Origin of the sequence: Pseudomonas sp. GD03862 (assembly GCF_029840855.1) — a bacterium.
GTDB classification, from domain to species: domain Bacteria; phylum Pseudomonadota; class Gammaproteobacteria; order Pseudomonadales; family Pseudomonadaceae; genus Aquipseudomonas; species Aquipseudomonas alloputida.
Genome location: NZ_JAOCDI010000042.1, coordinates 1 through 23979, shown reverse-complemented (window position 1 = coordinate 23979; position 23979 = coordinate 1). Strand labels below are relative to the sequence as shown.

Here is a 23979-nt window from a genome sequence, read left to right as displayed (position 1 = left end):
GAGAAGCAATGAAATGAGCATAGTACGCACAGCGTTACCCCTGGTACTGCTCACCAGTGTGTTGACTGGTTGTGCAGGTTTGCAAAAAACCGACTGGCCGAAATGTGCCGCCGTCGGGGGTGTAGGCGGCGCCGCCCTGGGCGCCATCGAAAGCTCCAGCTGGGCTGGCTGGGGTGCGTTGCTGGGCGGTGGCCTGGCGGCGGGCTATTGCTGGGCCCATGGCGATGGCGACGAGGATGGCGACGGCGTGCCAGACAGCCGTGACAAGTGCCCTGGCACCCCGCGTGGTGTGCAGGTCGATGCCAACGGATGCCCGCCTGAGCCGGTTGCGGTGGTCGAAGAAGTGGTGGTGCAGAAGGAAGAAGTCATTGTCATCCGCGACGTGCACTTCGAGTTCGATTCTGCGCGCCTGACTGCCAGTGACAAAGAGCGCCTCAATACCATTGCCACGCGCCTGAAGCAGGAAGCGCCCTCTGCCCGCCTTAGCGTCAGCGGCCATACCGACAGCGTCGGTTCCGACAGCTACAACCAGAAACTGTCCGAGCGCCGTGCCCATTCGGTGACCGATTACCTGGTCGAGAGCGGTGTACCGCGCAGCAGCTTCGTTTCGGTGGTCGGCGCGGGTGAAACCCAGCCGGTGGCAGACAACGCCACGGCCGAAGGGCGTGCCATGAACCGTCGTACCGAGATCAAGATCCAGCGGTAAGACGGCAGGCGCCCGTGCCTTGAGCAGTGGCACGGGCGCGTCTTCATGCCGGCCAGCCGTTTGTGGCCAATGACACAGGAGCATTCAGCATGAGTGTGACGTCGAAGGCGGCTTTGCCGCTGTTGGTGGCTGCCAGCCTGCTCACGGGCTGCGCTACGCACAGCGATGGCAGCGCGCCCCTCAATCAAAGGACCTGGCCCATCTGCAGCCTGCTGGGCGGCTTGGTCGGTGGTGGCCTTGGTGCCATCGAGAGTTCTTCCTGGGCTGCCGGTGGTGGCGCCTTGGGCGCCATCGCCGGCGGGCTGATTTGTTACGCCCAGGACGGTGACGAAGATGGTGACGGCATTTTCGACCGGCGCGATCACTGCCCCGAGACCCCGGCCAACACGGCGGTCGACCACATGGGTTGCCCACTGAAACAGTACCCGGCCGCGCCACCTGCCAGTGCACCCGAATCCTCGCCAGAGGTGATCACCCTCGATGACAACGGCGCGGTGATGTTCGCCTTCGACTCCGCCGAACTGACGCCGGCGGCCCAGCAACGCCTGCAAGGCCTCGTGGAGAAGCTCAATTCACCGACGGTGGCCAAGGTTCGTGTGATCGGGCACACCGACAGTGTGGGCTCCGACAGCTACAACCAGGCACTTTCCGAACGCCGCGCCAGCAGCGTTGCCGAGTACCTGATCGGCCAGGGTCTGGAGATGGGCAAGGTCACCAGCCAGGGCCGTGGGGAAAGCGAGCCGGTTACCGACAACGAAACCGAGGAGGGCCGTGCGCGCAACCGACGGGTGGAGCTGCACCTCAACTGAGTGGTGCTGGCGCCTGCCTCGGCATTGCCGTTAATGTTGTTCGCACAGTTTGCTCGATCAGGCCACCTCGACATGACAACCATCTATAGGGGCGTGGTATGAAGTTCATCCTGGGCCTGGGCAAGGTCCTGACGGTCGCTTTCTGGGGGGTGGTGCTGTTCAATCAGCTGATGCCACAACCCTTGCCCTTCAATCTGCTGATCAATGCCGCAGGCATCGTCTTGTTTGGCCTGCACCTACTTGAAGTGCTGTTCTTCAATCGCAGCCTGCGCGGGCGCAGTCACCGTTGGTTTGACCGTTTGCAAATCCTGTTGACGGGAATCTTCCATGTCATGTCCATTCCCCGTCCGCGGGAGGCGCCGCGGGTGAACTGATCTTGCAGCGTACTAATTCTCGCTGCTCCCTTGCAGGAGTGGGCTTGCCCGCGAACACTGGCAACGCCGGTGCCATCCATCGTGGCACCTGCTTCACTGCTGTTTGCACGCAGCGCCTGTCAGATCACCAGCCGCGAACTGGCCACCGCAACCACGGCCAGCCCCAGCAGCAGATTGATACCCACCATCCTCCGAATGCGCCCGAGTACCGCCGCCCCCGTCGGCCAGTCCTCGGCCTGCACCGCTGCCTTCAATTCCGGCAGCAGCAACGCCTGAATGCGCATGAACAAGGCAAGCATGGCGATCCCGCCACCGATCATCACGTGCACGTACCTGGGCGCCGTCTCGAAACCGCTGAAGCGCATGTGCAACATGCCGATACCACTTATCGCCAAAATCGCCACCGCCAGCCAGACCCAGCCGAAGAAGCGTCGGAAAACTTCCACCCACAAGCGCAGGCGGGCAGGCCCTTCAAGGGCTGCAACCGTTGCCGGGCGCAGCACCAGCCAAGCGAAGAACATGCCGCCGACCCATACGAGTGCGGCCAGAACATGCAGTGTGTAGGGCAGGGCAAAGGCGAGCATTCGGATCTCCATGCGGCAGAAAGGGCAATAGCGGGGTATGATAGCCGCCCAATGTGAAACACTGAAAATATATCCAGCCCTTCGGGCGCCTGCAGACCATGATCAGCAACGAACTCAAAGCCACTATCCAGGGCGCCTATTCGCGTTTTCTCGAAGCCAAGAGCCTCAAGCCGCGCTATGGCCAGCGCCTGATGATCGCCGAAGTGGCCAAGGTGCTTGGCGACATTGCCTGCGACGATGAAGGCCGCCGCGCTGGCGAGCCTGCCGTGGTGGCCGTGGAAGCGGGCACCGGTACCGGCAAGACTGTAGCCTACAGCCTGGCTGCCATCCCGGCGGCCAAGGCCGCCGGCAAACGCCTGGTGATCGCCACGGCCACCGTGGCCCTGCAGGAACAGATCGTCTTCAAGGACCTGCCCGACCTGATGCGCAGCAGCGGCCTCAACTTCAGCTTCGCCCTGGCCAAGGGCCGTGGCCGCTATCTGTGCCTGTCCAAGCTCGACATCCTGTTGCAGGAAGGCCACGCCCAGTCAGCCACGGCTCAGTTGTTCGAGGAAGAAGGCTTCCGCATCGAAGTCGACGAGCGCAGCCAGAAGCTGTTCAACAGCATGATCGAGAAGCTTGCCGGCAACCGCTGGGACGGTGACCGTGACAGCTGGCCAGAGGCCCTGGAAGACCAGGACTGGGCACGGCTGACCACCGACCACAGCCAGTGCACCGGCCGCCACTGCCCCAACTTCCAGCAGTGCGTGTTCTACAAGGCCCGCGAAGGCATGGGCAAGGTCGATGTGATCGTCACCAACCACGACATGGTCCTGGCCGACCTGGCCCTGGGTGGCGGTGCGGTGTTACCCGACCCGCGCGATACCATGTACGTGTTCGACGAAGGCCATCATCTGCCAGACAAGGCGATCGGCCATTTCGCCCATTATTCGCGGCTGCGTTCCACCGCCGACTGGCTGGAGCAGACCGCCAAGAACCTGACCAAATTGCTGGCCCAGCATCCGCTGCCCGGCGACCTGGGCAAGTACATCGAGCAGGTGCCGGAGCTGGCGCGAGAAGTACGCACCCAGCAGCAGTTCATGTTCACCCTTTGTGAACAGGTGGCTGACTTCCGTCCCAGCGAGGACACCGAAGGCCGTGAGCGCCCGCGTTACCGTTTCGAGGGTGGGGTGGTGCCGGAGCAGATTCGTGAAGTGGGCATCGAACTGAAAAAGGGCTTTGCCCGCCTCAACGATCTGTTCACCCGCCTGGCTGACCTGCTCAAGGAAGGCATGGACGGCGAGGTCAATATCGGCATCGCCAGCCACCAGGCCGAAGAGTGGTATCCGCTGTTCGGCAGCCTGGTCACCCGTGCCCAGGGCAACTGGGAGCTGTGGACGGCCTTCACCGCCGAAGACCCGGAAGACAGCCCGCCCATGGCGCGCTGGCTGACCTTGGCCGAAAGTGGCGCGCTGTTCGACATCGAAGTCAACGCCAGCCCCATCCTCGCCGCCGATATGCTGCGGCGCAGCCTGTGGAGCGTGGCCCACGGCGCGCTGGTGACCTCGGCGACATTGACCGCGCTAGGCAAGTTCGACCGTTTCCGCATGCGTTCGGGGTTGCCGCGCGACGCAGTCACCTGCGTGGTGCCCAGCCCGTTCGTGCATGGCGATGCCGGCCTGTTGCGGGTCCCCGACCTGCAGGCCGACCCACGCGATGCAGCAGCGCACACCGCGGCGATCATCCGCGAACTGCCGAACATCGTCGAAGATGCCCGTGGTGCGCTGGTGTTGTTCTCGTCACGCAAGCAGATGCAGGATGTGTTTGACGGTCTGGACCGTGACTGGCGCAAGCTGGTGCTCATCCAGGGCAACCTTTCAAAGCAGGAAACACTGAACAAGCACAAGGCGCGGGTCGACGATGGCCAGCACAGCGTGCTGTTCGGCCTGGCCAGCTTTGCCGAGGGTGTCGACCTGCCGGGCGCGTATTGCGAGCACGTGGTCATCGCCAAGATTCCCTTTGCTGTGCCCGACGACCCGGTCGAAGCTGCGCTGGCCGAGTGGATCGAGGCACGTGGCGGCAACCCGTTCATGGAAATTGCCGTGCCTGACGCCTCGTTGAAGCTGATCCAGGCCTGCGGCCGCCTTCTGCGTACCGAGCAGGATCGCGGCGTTATCACCTTGCTTGACCGGCGCTTGGTCACGCAGCGCTACGGCAAGGCTATTCTCAATGCGCTGCCGCCGTTCCGGCGGGAAATTTCCTGACCGCCGGAGCACTTGCGCCGGCGCATTGTCCATTACTCGTCTTGGGCCCATCAGGGTCCTGAAGGAGAGCCTCAGCCTTATGATCCGCCGCACCCTGCCCGCCGTATTCGCCTTGTTGTGCAGTTCGCCCTTGCTGGCCGGGCAGCAAACGCTGTTCAGCTTCGTGCGCCCGGCTTCGGTGGTCAATGTGGCGACGGTGGATGCCGGCATGCCGCAGTACAACGCGGAGCAAACGGCCGAGGGCGAGGTGTTGCGGCGTGTGGTGTTCAACCCGGCCCAGCAGCCGACCCTGCGCCTGAGCCCGCAGAGCGGGGTGTGGGACTGGTCCGCCGGGCAGTTCCTGACCTTGCGCCTGCAAAGTGCCATGGATTGGGCATTGACCGTGGATGTCACAGTGCAAGGCAGCGATGGCCGCGTCTTGACCAGCCGTATCGACCTCCCCGCTGGCCCCGCGCAAACCGTAATGGTGCCCCTGACGGCCAGTTCGCCGCTGGACCAGGGCATGCGCGCCGGCCCGCCGATGCCCTGGAACCATGGTGGTCAGCGCCTCCTTTTGACCAGCAGCGCCGGTGCAGTCGACCTCAAGCAGGTGACCTCGGTCAGCCTGAGCATCCCCAGCCCCAAGGTGGCGCAGAGCCTGCTGATCGAGCGTGTCGGTATCCAGGATGACGACCAGGCGTACAGGGCGGCCTACCACGAGCTGATTGATGCTTATGGCCAGTCGACTCGCGGTAACTGGCCCGAGAAGGTATCCAGTGACGAGCAGCTCAAGGCGGCCGATACCCGTGAACAGCAACAGCTCAAGGGCTGGTTGGCAGAGCGCGGCAAGCAGCAGCTGGACGCTTACGGTGGCCTGGTGGGCGGTCCGGCCTTTGCAGCCAAGGGCTTCTTTCGCACTGAAAAGCGTGATGGCCGCTGGTACCTGGTAACGCCGGATGGGCACCCGTTCTATTCTCTGGGGGTGAACGCCGTGGCGGCAGACGGCGGGCGTACCTATGTCGCCGGGCGCGAAGGCATGTTCAAGGCCTTGCCCGCTGAGGGCGATGCACTGGCCGCGTTCTATGGCGAAAGCAACAACGACGATGGCAATGCCTCGTCGCAAGGGCGCAATTTCAAGCAGGGGCGCTGGTTCGACTTCTACGCCGCCAACCTGCAGCGTACCTATGGCAAACCCTGCCGGCCCGCAGTGGAGGGCCAGCCAGCCGATTGCGTGCCGTCGGTGCTGGATGCCGACCGCTGGCAGGCGCATGCGCTTGATCGCCTTCAGGCCTGGGGGTTCAACACTGTTGGCAACTGGAGCGAGCCGACGCTTGGCCAAGCCAGACGCATGCCGTATACCTTGCCGCTGTCGATCGTAGGCGACTACGCCAGCATCAGCACTGGCATGGACTGGTGGGGCCGCATGCCCGACCCGTTCGACCCGCGTTTTGCCATGGCCACCGAACGTGCCGTGGCCATCGCCGCTCGTGATCACCGTGACGACCCTTGGCTCATCGGCTACTTCGCCGATAACGAACTGGCATGGGCCGCCCCTGGAAGCGACCCCAAGAGCCGTTATGGCCTGGCCTACGGCACCTTGCGCCTGACCACCGATGTGCCAGCCAAACGCGCATTCCTCAAGCAGTTGCGCGACAAGTATCGCAACCAGGAAGGGTTGTCCAAGGCCTGGGGCATCGAACTGACCGCCTGGGAACTCATGGAAGATCCTGGCTTCGAGGCGCCGTTGCCTGACCCGGAGCACCCGGAAATCGAACGTGACTACCAGCACTTCCAGCGGGTATTTGCCGAGACCTACTTCAAGACCATTTCCGATTCGTTGAAATGGCATGCGCCCAATCACATGCTCCTGGGTGGCCGCTATGCAGTTAGTACGCCGGAAGCGGTCAAGGCCTGTGCCGAGTTCTGCGATGTACTGAGCTTCAACTTCTATACCCTCAAGCCACAGGACGGCTACGACTTTGCCCGCCTGGCAGAGCTGGACAAGCCGGTGCTGGTGTCCGAGTTCCAGTTCGGCTCGCGTGATCGCGGGCCGTTCTGGCCGGGGCCATTGGAGCTGGCGCGGGAAGAGGATCGCGGCCCGGCCTATGCAAACTTCCTCAAGGCAGCCATGGCGCAGCCGATGATCGTTGGCGCGCACTGGTTCCAGTACCTCGACCAACCGGCCAGCGGTCGCCTGCTCGATGGTGAGAACGGCCACCTGGGGCTGGTGGCGATTACCGATATGCCCTATCCAGGGTTTGTCGATGCCGTGCGCAAAAGCAATCTGCAAACCATGAACCAACTGCGTGCCGAGCTGGAAAAACCGGCCCCCTGAGATCAGGCAGATGCAGTCAACCCAGGTGAGAGCGGCCTTGTGTCGCGACCACTTGGCCCAAGCCAGTTTGCAAAACACCCAACTACTGAAACAATGCACACCTTTTTGGATATGGTCGTACGGAGAGCAGCGGGTGCAGATCCAGGGTCACTATGAGCTGAAGTTCGAAGCTGTGCGCGAAGCTTTTGCCGCACTGTTCGATGATCCCCAGGAGCGTGGCGCCGCGCTGTGCATCCAGGTGGGTGGCGAAACCGTCGTTGACCTGTGGGCCGGCAGTGCCGACAAGGACGGCCAGCAGGCCTGGCACAGCGATACCATCGCCAACCTGTTCTCCTGCACCAAGACCTTTGCGGCCGTTACCGCCCTGCAGCTGGTCGGCGAGGGCAAGCTGGCCCTCGATGCCCCGGTGGCCAACTACTGGCCCGAGTTCGCCCAGGCGGGTAAGCAGTCGATCACCTTGCGTCAGCTACTCAGCCACCGTGCCGGCTTACCGGCCATACGCAAGCTGTTGCCGGCTGAAGCCTTGTATGACTGGCAGTTCATGGTCGATGCCCTGGCAGCCGAGACACCGTGGTGGACGCCAGGCACAGAACACGGCTATGCCGCCATCACCTATGGCTGGCTGATCGGCGAGCTGATTCGCCGTGCCGACGGCCGTGGCCCTGGCGACTCGATCGTGGCCCGCACCGCCCGCCCATTGGGGCTGGATTTCCATGTTGGCCTGGCCGACGAGGAGTTCCACCGCGTGGCGCATATCGCCCGTGGCAAGGGCAATGCTGGAGACAGCGCAGCGCAACGCTTGCTGCAGGTGACCATGCGCGAGCCTGAGGCGCTGTCGACCCGTGCCTTTACCAACCCACCCGCGATACTGACCAGCACCAACAAACCGGAATGGCGACGCATGCAGCAGCCAGCGGCCAATGGCCATGGCAACGCACGCAGCCTGGCGGGGTTCTATGCCGGGCTGCTGGACGGCAGCCTGCTTGAATCCGAACTGCTCGATGAGCTGACTCGCGAGCATAGCCTTGGCCAGGACCGTACCTTGCTCACCCAGACCCGTTTCGGCCTGGGTTGCATGCTCGACCAGCCCGATGTGGCCAATGCCACCTTTGGTCTCGGCGCCCGCGCCTTTGGCCACCCTGGTGCCGGTGGTTCGGTCGGTTTTGCCGACCCGGAGTACGATGTGGCCTTCGGTTTTGTGGTCAATACCCTCGGCCCTTATGTGCTGATGGACCCACGCGCCCAGAAACTGGTACGCGTCCTTGCCAGTTGCCTTTGATCGGGTAATGCGGGTATTGCCACCCCCCTTTGACTATTCTCAATGCCAACGCCTGAAGTTCGTAGGCAAAATATCTTTCTATTTCATGGTGTATCGCTGATGTCTTCACATAAAACCTTAGCACTCGCCCTGTGCCTGACCGCCGTTACCGGCTGCGCCAGCCACTCCCCGTACGGCTCCAAGGAAGGTGGCTCCAGCTGGTGGCCTTTCGGTTCGGACAAGGTTGCCGAGCAGGAAGTGAAGTCAGCCGTCACTGAAAACGTGGCCAAAGCCGATGCCAAATCCGAAAGCTCCAGCCGCTGGTGGTGGCCGTTTGGCGGTGACGACAAGCAAGCCAAGGGGCCGGTGGTACCGAAGATCGATCAGAAGGCCACGCAGGCCTGGCTGGACGAATACGAGCCCAAGCTGCGCGAAGCGATCAAGGACAGCAAGCTGGAGCTGGAGCGTCGTGACAACGTGCTGGCGGTAACCCTGCCGGTGGACAGCTCGTACAATCCTGATCGCCCGAACATGTTGCTGCCCATGTCCCTGGGCCCGATTACCCGCGTTGCCAAGACTGTCGAAGGCGACCCCAAGACTGCCGTGCTGGTACTGGGCCATGCCGACAGCAGCGGCGCCGCCGTTGCCAACCAGAAGCTCAGCCTGGAGCGCGCCGCTTCGGTATCGGCCATCTTCCGCCTCAGCGGCCTGCAGCGTGACCGCCTGACCCTCAAGGGCATGGGTTCGGTGATGCCGCGCGCTGCCAACGACAGTGCCGAGGGGCGCGCCCTGAACCGCCGCGTGGAAATGTTGCTGACTCCGCAAAACACCATGGTCGCGCTGCTGGCCAAGTACCAGCAGGCCGCCCCGGCACCCGCCCCGGCCTCGATGGTGGCGGTGCAGGATGCCAAGGCACCAGCCGCCAAGGCCGCTGGCAGCAAACCGGCCGTCAAGGCTGCGGCGAAGAAACCGGTAGCCAAGGCCAAAACGCCTGCGAAGACTGCAGCCAAGAAAAAAGCTGCGCCGGCCAAGCCTGCAGCCAAGAAAGCTGCCGTTGACAAGAAAGTAGCTGCCAACAGCCCTGCGAAGACCAACTGATCGTCAAGGAACCGCAGTAATGACCCAATCCCTGGCCGATATGCGCCGCGATTACACCCGTGATGGCCTGGCCGAAGCCCAGGCACCAGGGGAGCCGTTCGCCCTGTTCCACCAGTGGTTCGCCGATGCGGTGAAAACCGAGCAGGTACCGGTGGAAGCCAACGCCATGACCTTGGCCACCGTGGACGGCGAAGGTCGCCCGCATTGCCGTGTATTGCTGTTGAAGGGGCTCGACGAGCAGGGTTTCACCTTCTTCACCAACTACGACAGCGCCAAGGGTCAGCAACTGCAAGCCAACCCCTTTGCGGCAATGACCTTCTTCTGGCCTGCGCTGGAGCGTCAGGTGCGCATCGAGGGTCGGGTGCAGAAGGTCACGGCGCAGGAGTCGGATGCCTACTACCAGGTGCGCCCGCTGGGCAGTCGCCTGGGGGCCTGGGCTTCGCCACAGAGCCGCGTGATTGCCGGGCGCGAAGAGTTGGAGAGCCTGGTAAAGGCCACCGAAGCGCGTTTCTCCGACACCCAGCCGCACTGCCCTGAGCATTGGGGGGGGTACCGGTTGTTGCCCGAGCGCATCGAGTTCTGGCAGGGGCGGCCAAGCCGCCTGCATGACCGGTTGAACTATCGACTGGTGGATGGGCAGTGGCTGAGAGAGCGGCTGGCGCCCTGAGCAACCGGGGCCGCCAAGCGGCCCCAGCCATTGATCAAGCTACCCCGTATAACCTGCTGCCTCGCGCTCCAACCACCCCGCCAGTTGCTTACGCCCCACCTTCTCCTGGCGTGCCTGCGCCAACCTTTCCAGCATGAAGGCGCGTTTTTCAGGATCGGCCCCTGCCAGCGACAACGCCAGGTCGCGGTCCATCCAGCGGCGCATGCGCACATACAGCCACCAGTGGAAATACAGTCCCGTAACGGTGGTGACCACGACGATGAAGTAATCCATGGCTATTCTTGGTCTCACTTGAAAGGCCTTCGACACAGCCCGGCAGGCTGTACCCCGGCTGAATGAAAACAATTTTATTACGTTTGTACCGTGACAGCCGTCAATGTGCAGCGTCTAATGAGCACCTGACTTATGGAGACTTTACCCATGCGTAAATCCGCTTTGCTGGTGGCGACCTTTACCACCATGTCGCTGCTGCTGGGGGGCTGTGCCTCGAGCCTGACCGGTGACAGCTACTCTCGTGACGAAGCCCGCCGCGTGCAAACCGTGCGTATGGGTACCATCGAATCCCTGCGTCCGGTCAAGATCGAGGGCACCAAGACCCCGATTGGCGGTGGTGCCGGTGCCATCGTGGGTGGCGTAGCCGGCAGCGCCGTGGGCGGTGGCCGTGGCAGCATCGTGGCTGCCGTGATCGGTGCCGTGGCCGGTGGCTTGGCCGGCTCCGCAGCAGAAGAAGGCCTGACCCGTACCCAAGGTGTCGAAATTACCGTTCGTGAAGATGATGGCAGCATGCGCGCTTATGTGCAGGCCGTGCAGGAGAACGAAATCTTCCGCGTTGGCGACCGCGTGCGCATCATGACAGTTGACGGTACCAGCCGCGTTTCGCACTGACCGTAGCGCAGTCAAACAAAACCCCGACATGGCTGATGCCAGTCGGGGTTTTTTCATGCCTCAGCCAAGTCAGGCAATGCTGGTTTTGCGGCTGGCCATTGCGGTGACGGCGTAGCCGATCACCGCGGCAAAGAACGAACCAGTAAGAATGCCCATGCGGTCCATGCCGGCGTACTCACTGCTACCCGGGGCGAAGGCGAGCGAGCCTACGAACAGGCTCATGGTAAAGCCAATGCCGCAGAGTATCGCCACCCCCAGAATTTGCCCCCAACCAGCGCCCGCAGGCAGCGCGGCCAGGCGCAGCTTGACCGCCACCCAGGTCAGGCCGAAAACCCCCACTGTCTTGCCCAGCAACAGGCCGATCGTGATGCCCATCGGCACGGGGTGGGTGAAGCTGTCTACGGTCATGCCTGCCAGCGAAACGCCGGCATTGGCAAAGGCGAAAATTGGCAGGATGGCATAGGCCACCCAGGGCTGCAGGGCGTGTTCCAGCGCCAGCAGCGGCGACGATTCAGCATTGCGTGTACGCAGCGGGATGCAAAAGGCCAGGGCGACACCAGCCAAGGTGGCATGCACGCCACTCTTGAGCACGCAGACCCACAGGATCAGGCCAACGATCATATACGGGCCAAGCTTGATCACACCAAGCCGGTTCATCGCCACCAGCACCAGCAGACAGGCCGCAGCCAGCAGCAGCGATACACTCGACAGGGTGCCGGAGTAGAACAGGGCGATGACAATGATCGCACCCAGGTCGTCGATGATCGCCAGGGTCATCAGGAACAACTTCAGTGACACCGGTACGCGTTTGCCGAGCAGGGCCAGGACACCGAGGGCGAAGGCGATGTCGGTGGCGGTAGGGATCGCCCAACCGGCCACGGCCGCAGGATTGTCACGGTTGATGAACCAGTAGATCAGCGCTGGCACCACCATGCCGCCCACGGCTGCGGTGGCAGGCAGAATCACTTGTGAGGGCTTGGACAGGTGACCGTCGACCACCTCGCGTTTGACCTCCAGGCCGATGAGCAGGAAGAACAGGGCCATCAGGCCGTCGTTGATCCACAGCAGCAATGGCTTGGCGATGTTCAGCGCGCCGACCTGGATGGCGACGGGTACCTCGAGCAAGCCGCCGTACAGGTCGGACAGTGGCGAGTTGTTGATGATCAGGGCCAGAACGGCGGCGGCGATCAGCAGCAGGCCGCTGGCGGCTTCGAGCTGGAAGAAACGGGTAAACAGGCTACGCACGGGCTGTAGGCCCTCCATGAGCAGTTTACGCAGGGTGCGGGCGTACACCCTAGCCTGTAGAGATATGCTTTCAAACAAAAGACATATTCGTTTTTGTTATATGTTGTTGCTGACAGGCCTGGGGCAAGCCTAGATGGATTTGGGGAAGGATGGGGAGAGGAAGTCTGGAGTAGGTGCTGGAATAGTCTGATGCCGGACCGGGCCCTTTCGCGGGTAAACCCGCTCCTACAGGGGATCATTGTTCCGTGTAGGAGCGGGTTTACCCGCGAAGAGGCCCTGTCAGTCGATAAAGCATCAGAGGCCGAGCATATCCCGCGCCACTGCCTCGGCGATGCGAATGCCATCCACACCGGCTGACAGGATCCCGCCCGCGTACCCGGCCCCTTCACCCGCTGGGAACAGCCCTTTGAGGTTCAGGCTCTGGTAATCCTCACCGCGGGTAATCCGCAGTGGCGAAGAGGTACGCGTCTCGATCCCGGTCAACACTGCATCATGCAGGTTATAGCCCTTGATCTGCCGGTCGAACGCCGGCAGTGCTTCACGGATCGCCTCAATGGCGAAGTCCGGCAGGCTCGGCGCCAGGTCACCCAAGGTCACGCCCGGCTTGTAGGACGGCTCGACACTGCCCAGTGCGGTCGAGGGCCGGCCGGCGACAAAATCACCCACCAGCTGTGCCGGGGCCTGGTAGTTGCTGCCGCCCATTACATAGGCGTGCGCCTCCAGGCGCTCCTGCAGTTCGATACCGGCCAACGGGCCACCCGGGTAGTCGCGCTCGGGGTCGATGCCGACGACGATGCCGGAGTTGGCGTTGCGCTCGTTACGCGAATACTGGCTCATGCCGTTGGTGACGACTCGCCCTGGCTCGCTGGTGGCCGCGACCACGGTGCCACCCGGACACATGCAGAAGCTGTATACCGAGCGGCCATTCTTGGCGTGGTACACCAGCTTGTAGTCGGCGGCACCCAGTTTCGGGTGGCCGGCATACTTGCCCAGGCGTGCCTTGTCGATCAGCGTTTGCGGGTGCTCGATACGGAAGCCCACCGAGAACGGTTTGGCTTCCATGTAGACACCTTTGGCGTGCAGCATGCGGAAGGTGTCGCGGGCGCTGTGGCCCAGGGCCAATACCACATGGCGCGAGTGCAACTGCTCGCCGCTTTCAAGCACTACACCGGTCAGTTGGCCATCTTCGATCAACAGGTCGGTGACCTTCTCCTGGAAGCGCACTTCGGCCCCCAGGGCGATCATGTCCTGGCGCATCTGTTCGACCATGCCGGTGAGGCGGAAGGTGCCGATGTGCGGCTTGTTGATGTACAGGATTTCGTCTGGCGCACCGGCCTTGACGAATTCTTCCAGCACTTTGCGGCCGTGGTGTTGCGGGTCCTTGATCTGGCTATACAGCTTGCCGTCCGAGAAGGTACCGGCGCCGCCTTCACCGAACTGCACGTTGGACTCGGGGTTGAGCACGCTCTTGCGCCACAGGCCCCAGGTGTCCTTGGTGCGCTGGCGCACTTCCTTGCCACGTTCGAGGATGATCGGCTTGAAGCCCATTTGTGCCAGCAACAGGCCGGCAAAGATGCCGCACGGGCCGAAACCGACCACGATCGGGCGCTCCTGCAGGCCTGCCGGGGCCTGGCCGACGAACTTGTAGGTGACGTCTGGAGCCGGGCCGATGTTGCGATCATCGGCGAACTTGCTGAGCAGCTCGGCCTCGTTGCTGGCTTCCAGATCGATGGTGTAGATGAACAGCAGTTCGCTGTTCTTCTTGCGCGCATCGTAGCTGCGCTTGAACAGGTTGAAGCTGAGCAGTTGCTCGTCGCGGATGCCCAGGCGCTGGACGATGGCTTCGCGCAGCGCTTCGTCGGGATGGTCCAGGGGCAGCTTCAGTTCGGTGATTCGTAGCATGGCAGGGTCCAGTATCCCGGCCATGGGCGGCCGGCGGCTTTACACAAACCGCCAAGTATAAGCTGTTAGCCGCCCCGACTGGCAGGATAAAAGCGCCCGGCGATCAGTTGTCGCGCGCACCACCGTAGTAACCGCAGCCGCGCAGGGTCTGGCCGTCGATGCGCAGTTCGGCGCGCAAGTGGCGTACGGCGCCGGTGGCGCTGTCGACGCAGCGTTGCGGGGCGACCCACAGTTCCACGTGCTGGCCGTTGGCTTCGCTGGTCAGGGTCAGGCCGCCGCCGGGCACTTCTTCTTCGAGGAATGGCAGGGGCAGCGGGTCTTTGCCGATGCGGTTAAGCACCATGCCCTTGCCGCTGGCCTTGATGTCCCAATCCGGTTCATGGCCATTGGCGCGCAGGGTCAGCTGCTTGAAGTTGGGGTCGTCGCAAGCGCGGGTGGAGGGTTCCAGGCGGTACAGGCGGCTGACTTCCAGCTGGCCGTCGTTGTCGGCCTGCTTGGCGCCAGTGAGGCGACCGCGCACGTCGGCGAACAACTTGGCGTTGGCGTCCTTGGCCAGGTTGGCGGACTCCTGCAGGATGCCGGTGCCGGCAACGTCGTTGATCACGAAGCGGCGTGCTTCGCTGCAGGGCTTGAACAACAGGCGGCCGCCGTTGGCGCTCAGTTCGCCCTGCATGCGCGTGGTGCCGATGTTCGGGTCACGGGGCTGCTCGGCCAGTAACTGGCAGCCAGCGAACAGGGGCAGCAGGGCACTGAGCAGCAGGGTAGGGGTGAGACGCATGAGCGGGCTCCGGGGGAATCTTTGCCAAAGAGCTGGCCACGATACACGTCCTGCGGGCAGAAAAAAGGGCCCGAAGGCCCTTTTTCATTCAACCTCCGAGGTAGGCATCGCGTACCTTCGGGTCGGTCAGCAGTGCCTCACCGGTGCCCTGCATCACCACCCGACCGTTCTCCAGCACGTACGCCCGGTCAGCGATCTTCAACGCCTGGTTGGCGTTCTGCTCCACCAGGAACACCGTCACGCCATCGCGGCGCAGCTGTTCGATGATGTCGAAGATCTGCTGGATGATGATCGGCGCCAGGCCCAGCGAAGGCTCGTCGAGCAGTAGCAGCTTGGGCTTGCTCATCAGCGCCCGGCCGATGGCCAGCATCTGTTGCTCGCCACCGGACATGGTGCCGCCGCGCTGGATGTAACGCTCTTTCAGGCGCGGGAACAGTTGCAGGACCTTGTCCAGTTGTTCCTGATAGTCGCCCTTGTCGGTGAAGAAACCGCCCATGGCCAGGTTTTCCTCGACAGTCAGGCGAGCGAACACGCGGCGGCCTTCCGGCACTACCGCGATGCTCTTGCGCATGATGTGCGAGGACGGCTGGCCGACCAGCTCTTCGCCCAGGTACTTGATGCTGCCGCTGTGCGCCTGCGGCGAACCGCACAGGGTCATCAGCAAGGTCGACTTGCCGGCACCGTTGGCGCCGATCAGGGTGACGATCTCGCCCTGGTTGATCTCTACGTTGACGCTGTGCAGCGCCTGGATCTTGCCGTAGAAAGTGGAAACGTTTTCAAACTTCAGCATTTACGCTTCCCCCAGGTAGGCTTTGATCACGTCAGGGTTGTCGCGGATCTCTTCCGGCGTGCCGTCGGCCAGGGGGGTACCCTGGTTGATCACCACGATATGGTCGGAAATGCTCATCACCAGCTTCATGTCGTGCTCGATCAGCAGCACGGTGACGTTGTGCGACTCACGCAGGTAGGCGATCAGAGCCTTGAGGTCTTCGGTTTCCTTCGGGTTCAGGCCGGCCGCCGGTTCATCGAGCATGATGATGCGTGGCTGGGTCATCATGCAGCGGGCGATTTCCAGGCGGCGTTGCTGCCCGTAGGCGAGGGTGCCGGCGGTACGGTTGGCGAACTCGGTCAGGTTGACCTTCTCCAGCCAGTACTGCGCACGCTCCAAGGCTTCCTTCTCGCTGCGGCGGAAACTCGGGGTCTTGAACAGGCCGGCGAAGAAGTTGGTGTTGAGGTGGCGGTGCTGGGCAATCAGCAGGTTTTCCAGTGCGGTCATTTCCTTGAACAGGCGCACGTTCTGGAAGGTCCGCACCACGCCCTTGCGGGCGATCTGGTGGCCGGCCAGGCCCTGGATCGGCTGGCCATCGAGCAGGATGGTGCCGTCGCTGGGTTTGTAGAAGCCGGTCAGGCAGTTGAACACGGTGGTCTTGCCGGCGCCGTTCGGGCCGATCAGCGCCACTACCTGTTTCTCCTTGACGGTCAGGCCCACGCCGTTGACCGCCAACAAGCCGCCAAAGCGCATGCTCAGGCCGCTGACTTGCAGAATTTCGCGGCTCATCGGGGCAGCTCCATCTGTGGACGTTGCATAGGCAGCAGGCCTTGCGGACGCCAGATCATCATCAACACCATCAGCGCACCGAACATCAGCATCCGGTATTCGCTGAACTCACGCATCAGCTCAGGCAGCAGGATCATCACGATGGCCGCGAGAATCACGCCCAGTTGTGAGCCCATGCCACCCAGCACGACGATGGCGAGGATGATTGCCGACTCGATGAAGGTGAACGACTCCGGCGTCACCAGACCTTGGCGCGCGGCGAAGAAGCTGCCGGCGAAACCGGCGAAGCAGGCACCCAGGGTGAATGCCGAGAGCTTGATCACGGTCGGGTTCAGGCCCAGAGCACGGCAGGCGATCTCGTCTTCACGCAGGGCTTCCCAGGCACGGCCGATCGGCATGCGCAGCAGGCGGTTGATCACGAACAACGCCAGCAGGGCCAGCAGCAGGGCCACCAGGTACAGGAAGATGACCTTGTTGATCGAGTTGTATTGCAGCCCGAAGAACTCGTGGAAGGTCTGCATGCCCTCGGCCGCACGGCGTTCGAAGGTCAGGCCGAAGAACTCCGGCTTGGGGATGTTGCTGATGCCGTTGGGGCCGCCGGTCCAATCGGTGAGGTTACGCAGGAACAGGCGGATGATCTCACCGAAACCGAGGGTCACGATCGCCAGGTAGTCACCACGCAGGCGCAGCACCGGGAAGCCGAGCAGGAAGCCGAACGTGGCAGCCATCAGGCCGGCAATCGGCAGGCACACCCAGAAGCTCCAGCCCAGGTAATGCGAGAGCATGGCGTAGCTGTAGGCACCGACGGCATAGAAGCCCACGTAGCCGAGGTCGAGCAGGCCCGCCAGGCCGACCACGATGTTCAGGCCCAGGCCCAGCAACACGTAGATCAGGATCAGCGTGGCGATGTCGACCGCACCGCGAGAGCCGAAGAACGGCCATACCAGTGCCATCACGATCAACCCGATGATGACATAGCGCTGGGTCTTGGGCAGGGTGAGGTAGTTGCTGACTGCCGGGGGGATCAGCTTGCGATCCGATCGGCGGCCCATCACCGAACTCCACTGCTTGTCGAACAGCACGCGCAGGAACATCAGCACCGAACAGACGGCGATGATGCTGATGGTGAACGAGCCCTGACTGTGCACGACCAGGCTGATGCCGTCGATGCTCAGTTTCAGGCCCAGTACCGGGAAGGCCACGGCCCAGACCAGCAAGGCGCTGAAGAACGCCTGTTTGAGATTTCTGTTCATACTTTTTCAACCTCCGGGCGGCCCAGGATGCCGGTCGGCCGGAATAGCAGGACAAGAACCAACAAGCCGAATGCCACCACGTCCTTGTACTGGTCGCCGAAGATATCGGCACCGAACGCTTCGGCCACGCCCAGCACCAGCCCGCCGAGCATGGCGCCCGGGATGCTGCCGATGCCACCCAGTACCGCCGCGGTGAAAGCCTTCAGGCCCACCAGGAAACCGGCGTTGGGGTTGATCACCCCGTACTGCATGCTCAGCAGCACGGCCGCCACGGCAGCCAGGGCGGCACCGATGACGAAGGTGAGGGCGATGATGTTGTTGGTGTTGATGCCCAGCAGGTTGGCCATCTTGATGTCCTCGGCACAGGCGCGGCAGGCGCGGCCCAGGCGGGAACGAGAGATGAACAGGGTGAGCAGGGTCATGGCCACCAGGGTGACGACGAACACCAGGATTTGCATGTAGCTGATCAGTACTTCTTCAGCACCGCCTGGCCCGAAGGAGAAACTCCCGGGGATCAGGTTGGGGATGGACTTGTCCTTGGAGTCCTGCGAAAGCAAGACCGTGTTTTGCAGGAAGATCGACATGCCGATGGCAGAAATCAGCGGGATCAGACGGTTGCTGTTGCGCAGGGGGCGGTAGGCAACCCGTTCGATACTGTAGCCATAGGCACTGGTGACGAAGATCGTCGCGACGAAGGCGACGGTCATCAGGATCGGCAGCGAATGGATACCCATCATGGCCAGGCCCGCCAGGGCGATGAAGGCCACGTAGGAACCGATCATGTACACCTCGCCGTGGGCGAAGTTGATCATGCCAATGATGCCGTACACCATCGTGTAGCCGATGGCGATCAAGGCATAGGTGCTGCCGATGGTCAATCCATTAACCAGTTGTTGGAAGAAATGGTAGATCTCAGGCATTACAGCGCTCCTAAAAACCTGATTTGCATTTCACTGGCAGGGGTACGGCCAGGAAACCGCGGGTGACGGTTTTAAGATTTTCAGGTGAGCCTGCCCCCGGATCGCGGGGATCGGGCCCATGAACCTCATAAAACGAAGCCCACTGCTCGCACAGTGGGCTCGTAGGTCAGCTATTAGTCACGCAGTTACTGAGGGGAGACTTCGGTCTTCGGCTTGCCGAAGTGCCATTCGTAGACCACGAACTTGAAGTCTTTCAGGTCGCCTTTGTCGTCGAACGACAGGTCGCCGGTCGGGGTCTTGAAGGTGCCTTCGTGGATGGCCTTGGCCACCTTGTCGGTATCATCGGAACCGGCTTTCTTGATGCCTTGAGCGATCAGCTCGACAGCCGAGTAGGCAGGGAATACGAACGGGCCACTTGGGTCCTTGCCGTCAGCCTTGATGGCGTCGACGATCTTCTTGTTCGCCGGGTCTGCGTCGAACGACTTCGGCAGGGTGACCAGCAGGCCTTCGGAGGCGTTCTGGGCGATCTGCGAAATGGAGTCGTTACCCACGCCTTCCGGACCCATGAACTTGGCTTTCAGGCCCTTCTCTTGAGCCTGGCGCAGGATTAGGCCCAGCTCTGGGTGGTAGCCGCCGTAGTAGACGAAGTCGACGTTGTTCTGCTTGAGCTTCTGGATGATCGAGGAGAAGTCCTTGTCACCCGCGTTCAGGCCTTCGAACACGGCAACCTTGGTGCCTTTGCTTTCCAGGGTTTGCTTGACGGCGGTGGCGATGCCTTCACCGTACTGCTGCTTGTCGTGCAGGACGGCAACGACCTTCGGCTTGACGTGGTCGGCGATGTAGTTGCCGGCAGCCGGGCCCTGGGCGCTGTCCAGGCCGATGGTGCGGAAGATCAGCTTGTAGCCACGGGCGGTGATTTCCGGCGAGGTGGCGGCCGGGGTGATCATGATCACGCCTTCGTCCTCGTAGATGTCGGACGCTGGCTGGGTGGAGCTGGAGCACAGGTGGCCGACCACGAACTTGACGCCGTCGTTGACCACTTTGTTGGCGACTGCCACGGCCTGTTTAGGGTCGCAGGCGTCGTCGTATTCCTTGGCTTCGAGCATCTTGCCATCCACGCCGCCCGCGGCGTTGATATCCTTGATGGCTTGCTTGGCGCCGATGAACTGCATGTCGCCGTACTGGGTCACGGGACCCGTCTTGGGACCGGCGATGCCGACTTTGATGGTATCGGCGGCAAACGAATGGCTGGCTACCCCGGCCAGTACCATTGCGGCGAACAGCTTGGAAATCTTGATCATAGTGCTCCACTCATTCTGTTGTAATTCTTATAGTCCTGGCGGCCAGGGCTACAGACCGGGCGGGATTTGCGGCGTGGCCATGCCAACGCGCTAGCCCACCTTCCCCCGGAACATGTCCCGGAACTGTACCGGTACAGTGTAGAGCGCTGTTCGAGCGCTTGAAAAGCGGTCGAAAAGTGCGTCTTTCCTGCGTTGTCGCTTGATCGACAGAAAGATACAGAAAGGCGCCATCAAACTGCCTGCATCTGCGACCCCGTCCCACAACTTCGGGGCCAATCGACCAAATTACATATTTGAAACCGGGTTTTTCTGCAAAAATGCCGGCCTTTTTATTGACCGATTTTTTGCGGATACCACCCATGACTGATCAAACAAGCACCCTCTATGCCAAATTGCTTGGCGAGACGGCAATCATCGAGTGGAAAGCGCTGGAGCGTTTTTGGGCCAAGGGTGACCTGATTTGGGTCGACCCCAGCCTTGACCTGATCGCCGTTGCCGAGGCGATGGCCGAGAATCGCAGCGAGATCTTCGCCAAGTGGCGTAGTGATGGCACTGTTGGGCCGGTGTCGGCCGAGCAGGCATTGGACCTGCAAAGCCGCGACCCAGAGATCTGGGCGGTGGTGGTTTCACCGTTCATCGTGATTCAGGTGAAGGGCCAGGAAGAGGCGTGATCTTTTTTAGTGCGCAAAAATACGCATCAGCGCCGTTTTGGTGCTTGAAAGCAATCAAGACGGGTAGAGGGAAGTAACAATTCGGCGTGGCGGTAACAGTTTACGGGATGCGTAATGTGGCCATCGTTCTGCCAGGCGCCACCGGGACCGTCGCCAGCCTGGGAAATGTTCGAATCAGTCAGGAGTTTATCGATGAGCACTGCACTACCTTCGCTTGGATTCGCCGGCATCGGCCTGATGGGCCTGCCCATGTGCCGCCGCCTGCTGGCAGCGGGTTATCCGCTGACGGTATGGAACCGCAGCCCGGACAAGTGCGCCGCGCTGGTCGCTGCTGGTGCGCGCCTGGCCAGCAGCCCGGCCGAATTGTGCCGTGACAGCGACATGGTGCTACTGTGCCTCGCCGACACGGCGGTGGTGCGTGAAGTGGTGTTCGGCGAGCAAGGCGTTGCCCAGGGCGGGCGCAGCGGCCAGTTGCTGATCGATTTCTCCAGCCTGGAACCCACCGCCACCCGTGAAATGGCTGCCGAACTGGCCGCACTGTGCGGCATGGCCTGGCTGGATGCACCGGTATCTGGCGGTACGCCCGGTGCCGAAGCGGGCACGCTGGCGATCATGGTTGGCGGTGAAGCGGCCGATCTGCAGCGTGCACGCCCGGTGCTGCAGGTGCTTGGTCAGCGCGTGACGCATATGGGCGCGGTAGGCGCGGGCCAGGTGACCAAGGCTTGCAACCAGATGATCGTAGCGTGCAATGCCCTGGTAATTGCAGAAGTGGTGGCACTGGCCGAACAGTCGGGCGTGGACGCGACGCTGATCGCTGAAGCGCTGGCGGGGGGCTTTGCCGATTCCAAGCCATTGCAGATTCTTGCACCGCAAATGGCCGAGAGCCGCTTCGAGCCAATCAAGTGGCACGTACGCACGCTGCTCAAGGACCTCGATGGCGCGGTCAAGTTTTCCCGCGAGCAAGGCTCTGCGACGCCGCTCAGTGGCCTTGCCGCGCAACTGATGCGCTTGCACGGTAGCCAGGGTTACCTGCAAAAAGATCCGGCGACCCTGGTAGAGCTGTACCGCAACAAGGTGTGATCCGGCCGTTCTGGCGCTGCAACCGCTCCAGCAGTGGGCGCAACTCGGCCAGCGGTACGGGGCGCCCCAACAGGTAGCCCTGCAGGTAGTCGCAACCATGGCTTTCGAGGAACGCCTGCTGTTCGGCGGTTTCCACGCCCTCGCTGACTACCCGCAGGTGCAGGGTATGCGCCATGGCGATGATCGCCTGGACAATTTCCCGGTCTTTCTGGCTGCCCGGTACATCCTGCAGGAAGGTGCGGTCGATCTTCAGCACATCCAGCGGCAGGCGCTTGAGGTAGGCCAGTGACGAGTAGCCGGTACCAAAATCATCGATCGAAAGTGCCACCCCCAAAGCCCTGACGCGTTTGAGCAGGCTGACCGTGCGCTGGATATCGCCCACCAGGGCGTTCTCGGTCACCTCCAGCTCCAGGTGGCGCGGCGCAAGGCCGGCGTGGAACAGCGCCTTTTCTACTTCGTTAGGCAGTTCGTCGTGGCTGAGGGTGACTGCCGAGCAATTGACCGTGACCTGGACCTCGCCGTAGCCGTGGCGCTGCAAGTGGGCCAGGTCGGCACAGGCATGGCGCAGCACCCACAGGTCAAGGTCGATGATCAGGCCGTTGGCTTCGGCAATGCCGACAAAACGGTCGGGCCCGAGCAGGCCGTGTTGAGGATGCTGCCAGCGTACCAGCGCTTCCAGTTTGGCCATTTGCCCGCTGCGCAGGTCGAAGATCGGCTGGTAGTGCACACACAGCCCGCGCTCTTCGAGCAGCGCCAGGCGCAGCTCTTCTTCCAGTTGCAAGGCGATCGACGCGCGAGCCTTCAGGCTGTCATTGAAGAAATTCAGGCTGTTGCGCCCGTTGTCCTTGGATTGGTAGAGGGCCAGGTCGGCATGCTTGAGCAGCTCTTCGGCTGTGCTGCCATCGTCCGGGAAGATACTTATACCAATGCTGGTGGTCATGACCATGCGCCGCCCGCCCAGGTCGATGGGGTCTTTCATCCGTTGCATGATGCGCTGGGCCAGGTGGCGGGCTTCGTCGCGGCTGTTCAGGCTGGTGACTACACAGAACTCGTCGCCACCAAAGCGCGCAACCAGGTCGTGGTTGCGGGTAGCGGCCTTGATGTGGTTGGCGATCACCTTGAGCAGCTCGTCACCGGCATCGTGGCCAAGGCTGTCGTTGATACGCTTGAAATGGTCGATGTCGAGGAACATGACGGCCAGGCGGTTTTCGCTGGCCTGATGTTCGACCAGGCGCTCGGCGAATACCTGGTTGAATCCACGGCGGTTGAGCAGGTTGGTCAGGGCATCATAATGCGCCGCCTGCTGCAGCGAAGCGCGGGCCTGGTCCAGTTGGCTGAGCAGTACGCTGACCCGGCGCAGGTCGTGCTCCTTGCTTTGCAGCTTCTTGTCGGCCAGTGCGGCGCTGATGCTGGCGCCACTGATCAGCAGGGTGATGAAGCCGATGCCCAGTCCCAGTTGCAGGCTGTTGTCGCCCGAGGGCAGGCGCAGTGCGGTATCGGCAGGGATGACCAAGGTCATGGCCGACATCGCGGTGAAATGAGTGGCGACGATGCCGCCGGCCATCAGCAGGCTGGCGCCGTACTTCATGGCCTGGTACAGGGTGCCGCTGCCATTGCGCAAGTAGCGGGCCAGGTACAGCGCGGTCAGGGCGGTGAGCAGGGCAATGGCGGCAGAGGCAAGTAGCAAGCCGGTTTGGTAGTACTGGCGGGCACCCGTTTCCATCGCGGCCATGCCGACAAAATGCATGAGGATGATGCCCAGGCCGATCAGCCCTGCGCTCGGCACGAAATGGTGCGCGCGCATGTTGCTGCGTTCGAGGCTGTGCATGGCCAACCAGGCCACGCCCAGTGCGATGAGCAGTGAAAGAATGGTCAGGGATACGTCGTAGTGCACGTCCACCGGGGCCCGAAAGGCCAGCATGCTGATGAAGTGCATGGCCCATATGCCGCCGGCCAGGCAGCAGGCTCCAAGCATGTTCCATTGCCGGTGGGCGGTGGGGTCGTCGCTGTGGGACTGACGCTCGGCCATGTCGAGCGTGGCGAAACAGGCCGCGCAAGCAACGAAATAGGCGAGCAGAACCAAGAGCGGTTCATGACGGCAGTCGATGACGATGCGCCCGGTTGCGGGAAGATCGGCGAACAGTTGCAGCCCCAGCCATTCCATGGAATGCCTCTTGATCGAGTCTTCACTCGTCTGCGCTACAACCCTGTGCAGACTGTCCAGAGGCAGTATAGGAAGGAGTACTTAAGCCTTCCTGACTAATGGCACAATGATTTCTACGATTTGGTTATAACTCCAATCGCAGTGAGGAATAAATTTGGGGCCCTAATGC

At 62.3% G+C, this 23979-nt stretch carries 22 protein-coding genes; 11 read left to right on the top strand and 11 right to left on the bottom strand.

The features are described from left to right. Positions 1-13: 13 nt before the first annotated feature. The 3 genes from N5D53_RS22200 (at position 14) to N5D53_RS22190 (ending at position 1889) form a co-directional block, all read left to right on the top strand. Positions 14-706 carry an OmpA family protein gene (locus N5D53_RS22200; RefSeq protein ID WP_010952284.1) on the top strand — a complete coding sequence of 231 codons (693 nt, stop codon included), beginning with the start codon at positions 14-16 and terminating at the stop codon, positions 704-706. An 89-nt stretch (positions 707-795) separates the two neighbouring features. Continuing rightward, positions 796-1515, top strand: a complete 720-nt coding sequence (locus tag N5D53_RS22195; RefSeq protein WP_104960929.1) for an OmpA family protein — start codon at positions 796-798, stop codon at positions 1513-1515. Positions 1516-1613: 98 nt separating this feature from the next. Beyond that, the gene (locus N5D53_RS22190; protein ID WP_003254892.1) at positions 1614-1889 is read left to right on the top strand and encodes a DUF1145 domain-containing protein; all 276 of its coding nucleotides are present in this window, start codon (positions 1614-1616) and stop codon (positions 1887-1889) included. Between the two features lie 119 nt (positions 1890-2008). Here the strand turns inward: N5D53_RS22190 and N5D53_RS22185 are convergent, their stop codons facing one another. Next, positions 2009-2473, bottom strand: a complete 465-nt coding sequence (locus N5D53_RS22185) for a CopD family protein (protein WP_021785832.1) — start codon at positions 2471-2473, stop codon at positions 2009-2011. Between the two features lie 98 nt (positions 2474-2571). On the opposite strand from N5D53_RS22185, the gene dinG reads away from it, so the two are divergent. The 5 genes from dinG (at position 2572) to pdxH (ending at position 10053) form a co-directional block, all read left to right on the top strand. Then, the gene (dinG, locus tag N5D53_RS22180; protein WP_003254889.1) at positions 2572-4716 is read left to right on the top strand and encodes an ATP-dependent DNA helicase DinG; all 2145 of its coding nucleotides are present in this window, start codon (positions 2572-2574) and stop codon (positions 4714-4716) included. Between the two features lie 79 nt (positions 4717-4795). Next, positions 4796-7030: a beta-galactosidase gene (locus tag N5D53_RS22175; protein ID WP_190869649.1), complete on the top strand. Its 2235-nt coding sequence runs from the start codon at positions 4796-4798 to the stop codon at positions 7028-7030. A gap of 133 nt (positions 7031-7163) precedes the next feature. Continuing rightward, positions 7164-8309, top strand: a complete 1146-nt coding sequence (locus N5D53_RS22170) for an EstA family serine hydrolase (RefSeq protein WP_004576208.1) — start codon at positions 7164-7166, stop codon at positions 8307-8309. A gap of 99 nt (positions 8310-8408) precedes the next feature. Continuing rightward, positions 8409-9386: an OmpA family protein gene (locus N5D53_RS22165; RefSeq protein ID WP_190869648.1), complete on the top strand. Its 978-nt coding sequence runs from the start codon at positions 8409-8411 to the stop codon at positions 9384-9386. Between the two features lie 19 nt (positions 9387-9405). Continuing rightward, positions 9406-10053, top strand: a complete 648-nt coding sequence (gene pdxH, locus N5D53_RS22160) for a pyridoxamine 5'-phosphate oxidase (RefSeq protein WP_064492950.1) — start codon at positions 9406-9408, stop codon at positions 10051-10053. Between the two features lie 39 nt (positions 10054-10092). Here pdxH and N5D53_RS22155 read toward each other — a convergent pair whose 3' ends face one another. Continuing rightward, on the bottom strand, positions 10093-10326 hold the full coding sequence (locus N5D53_RS22155; RefSeq protein WP_020193747.1) for a hypothetical protein: 234 nt from the start codon (positions 10324-10326) through the stop codon (positions 10093-10095). Between the two features lie 147 nt (positions 10327-10473). Between N5D53_RS22155 and N5D53_RS22150 the strand changes: the two genes are divergently transcribed. Continuing rightward, a complete protein-coding gene (locus N5D53_RS22150) occupies positions 10474-10938 on the top strand; it encodes a glycine zipper 2TM domain-containing protein (protein ID WP_009684613.1) in 465 nt (154 codons plus the stop codon). Positions 10939-11007: 69 nt separating this feature from the next. Here N5D53_RS22150 and nhaA read toward each other — a convergent pair whose 3' ends face one another. From nhaA to N5D53_RS22110, 8 genes are all read right to left on the bottom strand, one after another. Then, entirely contained in the window at positions 11008-12201 is a 1194-nt protein-coding gene (nhaA, locus tag N5D53_RS22145) for a Na+/H+ antiporter NhaA (RefSeq protein ID WP_177413599.1), read from the bottom strand. A gap of 276 nt (positions 12202-12477) precedes the next feature. Continuing rightward, complete coding sequence (locus N5D53_RS22140) at positions 12478-14085, bottom strand: NAD(P)/FAD-dependent oxidoreductase (protein WP_019750617.1); 1608 nt, start codon at positions 14083-14085, stop codon at positions 12478-12480. Between the two features lie 103 nt (positions 14086-14188). Then, the gene (locus N5D53_RS22135) at positions 14189-14863 is read right to left on the bottom strand and encodes a membrane protein (protein WP_014589946.1); all 675 of its coding nucleotides are present in this window, start codon (positions 14861-14863) and stop codon (positions 14189-14191) included. 88 nt (positions 14864-14951) lie between these two features. Next, positions 14952-15653, bottom strand: coding sequence for an ABC transporter ATP-binding protein (locus N5D53_RS22130; protein WP_003254879.1), 702 nt, complete (start codon positions 15651-15653; stop codon positions 14952-14954). Then, a complete protein-coding gene (livG, locus tag N5D53_RS22125) occupies positions 15654-16421 on the bottom strand; it encodes a high-affinity branched-chain amino acid ABC transporter ATP-binding protein LivG (protein WP_020192376.1) in 768 nt (255 codons plus the stop codon). Continuing rightward, positions 16418-17674 (bottom strand): high-affinity branched-chain amino acid ABC transporter permease LivM, encoded by a 1257-nt coding sequence (locus tag N5D53_RS22120; RefSeq protein ID WP_104960934.1) that lies wholly within the window; start codon positions 17672-17674, stop codon positions 16418-16420. Before N5D53_RS22120 ends, livG begins: the two co-directional genes overlap by 4 nt. After that, positions 17671-18594 carry a high-affinity branched-chain amino acid ABC transporter permease LivH gene (gene livH, locus N5D53_RS22115; protein ID WP_008097482.1) on the bottom strand — a complete coding sequence of 308 codons (924 nt, stop codon included), beginning with the start codon at positions 18592-18594 and terminating at the stop codon, positions 17671-17673. The genes N5D53_RS22120 and livH overlap by 4 nt, the downstream gene beginning before the upstream one ends. Positions 18595-18779: 185 nt before the next feature. Further along, complete coding sequence (locus N5D53_RS22110) at positions 18780-19895, bottom strand: branched-chain amino acid ABC transporter substrate-binding protein (protein WP_104960935.1); 1116 nt, start codon at positions 19893-19895, stop codon at positions 18780-18782. A gap of 359 nt (positions 19896-20254) precedes the next feature. On the opposite strand from N5D53_RS22110, the gene N5D53_RS22105 reads away from it, so the two are divergent. Further along, the gene (locus N5D53_RS22105; protein ID WP_012051427.1) at positions 20255-20566 is read left to right on the top strand and encodes a DUF2288 domain-containing protein; all 312 of its coding nucleotides are present in this window, start codon (positions 20255-20257) and stop codon (positions 20564-20566) included. 192 nt (positions 20567-20758) lie between these two features. After that, positions 20759-21646: an NAD(P)-dependent oxidoreductase gene (locus N5D53_RS22100; protein WP_190869647.1), complete on the top strand. Its 888-nt coding sequence runs from the start codon at positions 20759-20761 to the stop codon at positions 21644-21646. Here the strand turns inward: N5D53_RS22100 and N5D53_RS22095 are convergent. Then, on the bottom strand, positions 21546-23810 hold the full coding sequence (locus N5D53_RS22095) for an EAL domain-containing protein (RefSeq protein ID WP_190869646.1): 2265 nt from the start codon (positions 23808-23810) through the stop codon (positions 21546-21548). The genes N5D53_RS22100 and N5D53_RS22095 overlap by 101 nt on opposite strands. Between the last annotated feature and the right edge of the window lie 169 nt (positions 23811-23979).

What these genes read in the sequence shown, in the direction of transcription:
- N5D53_RS22140 (WP_019750617.1), bottom strand. Translation starts at nt 14,085, where the DNA reads ATGCTACGAATCACCGAACTGAAGCTGCCCCTGGACCATCCCGACGAA.
- N5D53_RS22120 (WP_104960934.1), bottom strand. Translation starts at nt 17,674, where the DNA reads ATGAACAGAAATCTCAAACAGGCGTTCTTCAGCGCCTTGCTGGTCTGG.
- N5D53_RS22095 (WP_190869646.1), bottom strand. Translation starts at nt 23,810, where the DNA reads ATGGAATGGCTGGGGCTGCAACTGTTCGCCGATCTTCCCGCAACCGGG.
- N5D53_RS22190 (WP_003254892.1), top strand. Translation starts at nt 1,614, where the DNA reads ATGAAGTTCATCCTGGGCCTGGGCAAGGTCCTGACGGTCGCTTTCTGG.
- nhaA (WP_177413599.1), bottom strand. Translation starts at nt 12,201, where the DNA reads ATGGAGGGCCTACAGCCCGTGCGTAGCCTGTTTACCCGTTTCTTCCAG.
- N5D53_RS22150 (WP_009684613.1), top strand. Translation starts at nt 10,474, where the DNA reads ATGCGTAAATCCGCTTTGCTGGTGGCGACCTTTACCACCATGTCGCTG.
- N5D53_RS22185 (WP_021785832.1), bottom strand. Translation starts at nt 2,473, where the DNA reads ATGCTCGCCTTTGCCCTGCCCTACACACTGCATGTTCTGGCCGCACTC.
- N5D53_RS22135 (WP_014589946.1), bottom strand. Translation starts at nt 14,863, where the DNA reads ATGCGTCTCACCCCTACCCTGCTGCTCAGTGCCCTGCTGCCCCTGTTC.
- N5D53_RS22165 (WP_190869648.1), top strand. Translation starts at nt 8,409, where the DNA reads ATGTCTTCACATAAAACCTTAGCACTCGCCCTGTGCCTGACCGCCGTT.
- N5D53_RS22195 (WP_104960929.1), top strand. Translation starts at nt 796, where the DNA reads ATGAGTGTGACGTCGAAGGCGGCTTTGCCGCTGTTGGTGGCTGCCAGC.
- pdxH (WP_064492950.1), top strand. Translation starts at nt 9,406, where the DNA reads ATGACCCAATCCCTGGCCGATATGCGCCGCGATTACACCCGTGATGGC.
- N5D53_RS22105 (WP_012051427.1), top strand. Translation starts at nt 20,255, where the DNA reads ATGACTGATCAAACAAGCACCCTCTATGCCAAATTGCTTGGCGAGACG.
- dinG (WP_003254889.1), top strand. Translation starts at nt 2,572, where the DNA reads ATGATCAGCAACGAACTCAAAGCCACTATCCAGGGCGCCTATTCGCGT.
- livH (WP_008097482.1), bottom strand. Translation starts at nt 18,594, where the DNA reads ATGCCTGAGATCTACCATTTCTTCCAACAACTGGTTAATGGATTGACC.
- N5D53_RS22100 (WP_190869647.1), top strand. Translation starts at nt 20,759, where the DNA reads ATGAGCACTGCACTACCTTCGCTTGGATTCGCCGGCATCGGCCTGATG.
- N5D53_RS22130 (WP_003254879.1), bottom strand. Translation starts at nt 15,653, where the DNA reads ATGCTGAAGTTTGAAAACGTTTCCACTTTCTACGGCAAGATCCAGGCG.
- livG (WP_020192376.1), bottom strand. Translation starts at nt 16,421, where the DNA reads ATGAGCCGCGAAATTCTGCAAGTCAGCGGCCTGAGCATGCGCTTTGGC.
- N5D53_RS22175 (WP_190869649.1), top strand. Translation starts at nt 4,796, where the DNA reads ATGATCCGCCGCACCCTGCCCGCCGTATTCGCCTTGTTGTGCAGTTCG.
- N5D53_RS22110 (WP_104960935.1), bottom strand. Translation starts at nt 19,895, where the DNA reads ATGATCAAGATTTCCAAGCTGTTCGCCGCAATGGTACTGGCCGGGGTA.
- N5D53_RS22155 (WP_020193747.1), bottom strand. Translation starts at nt 10,326, where the DNA reads ATGGATTACTTCATCGTCGTGGTCACCACCGTTACGGGACTGTATTTC.
- N5D53_RS22200 (WP_010952284.1), top strand. Translation starts at nt 14, where the DNA reads ATGAGCATAGTACGCACAGCGTTACCCCTGGTACTGCTCACCAGTGTG.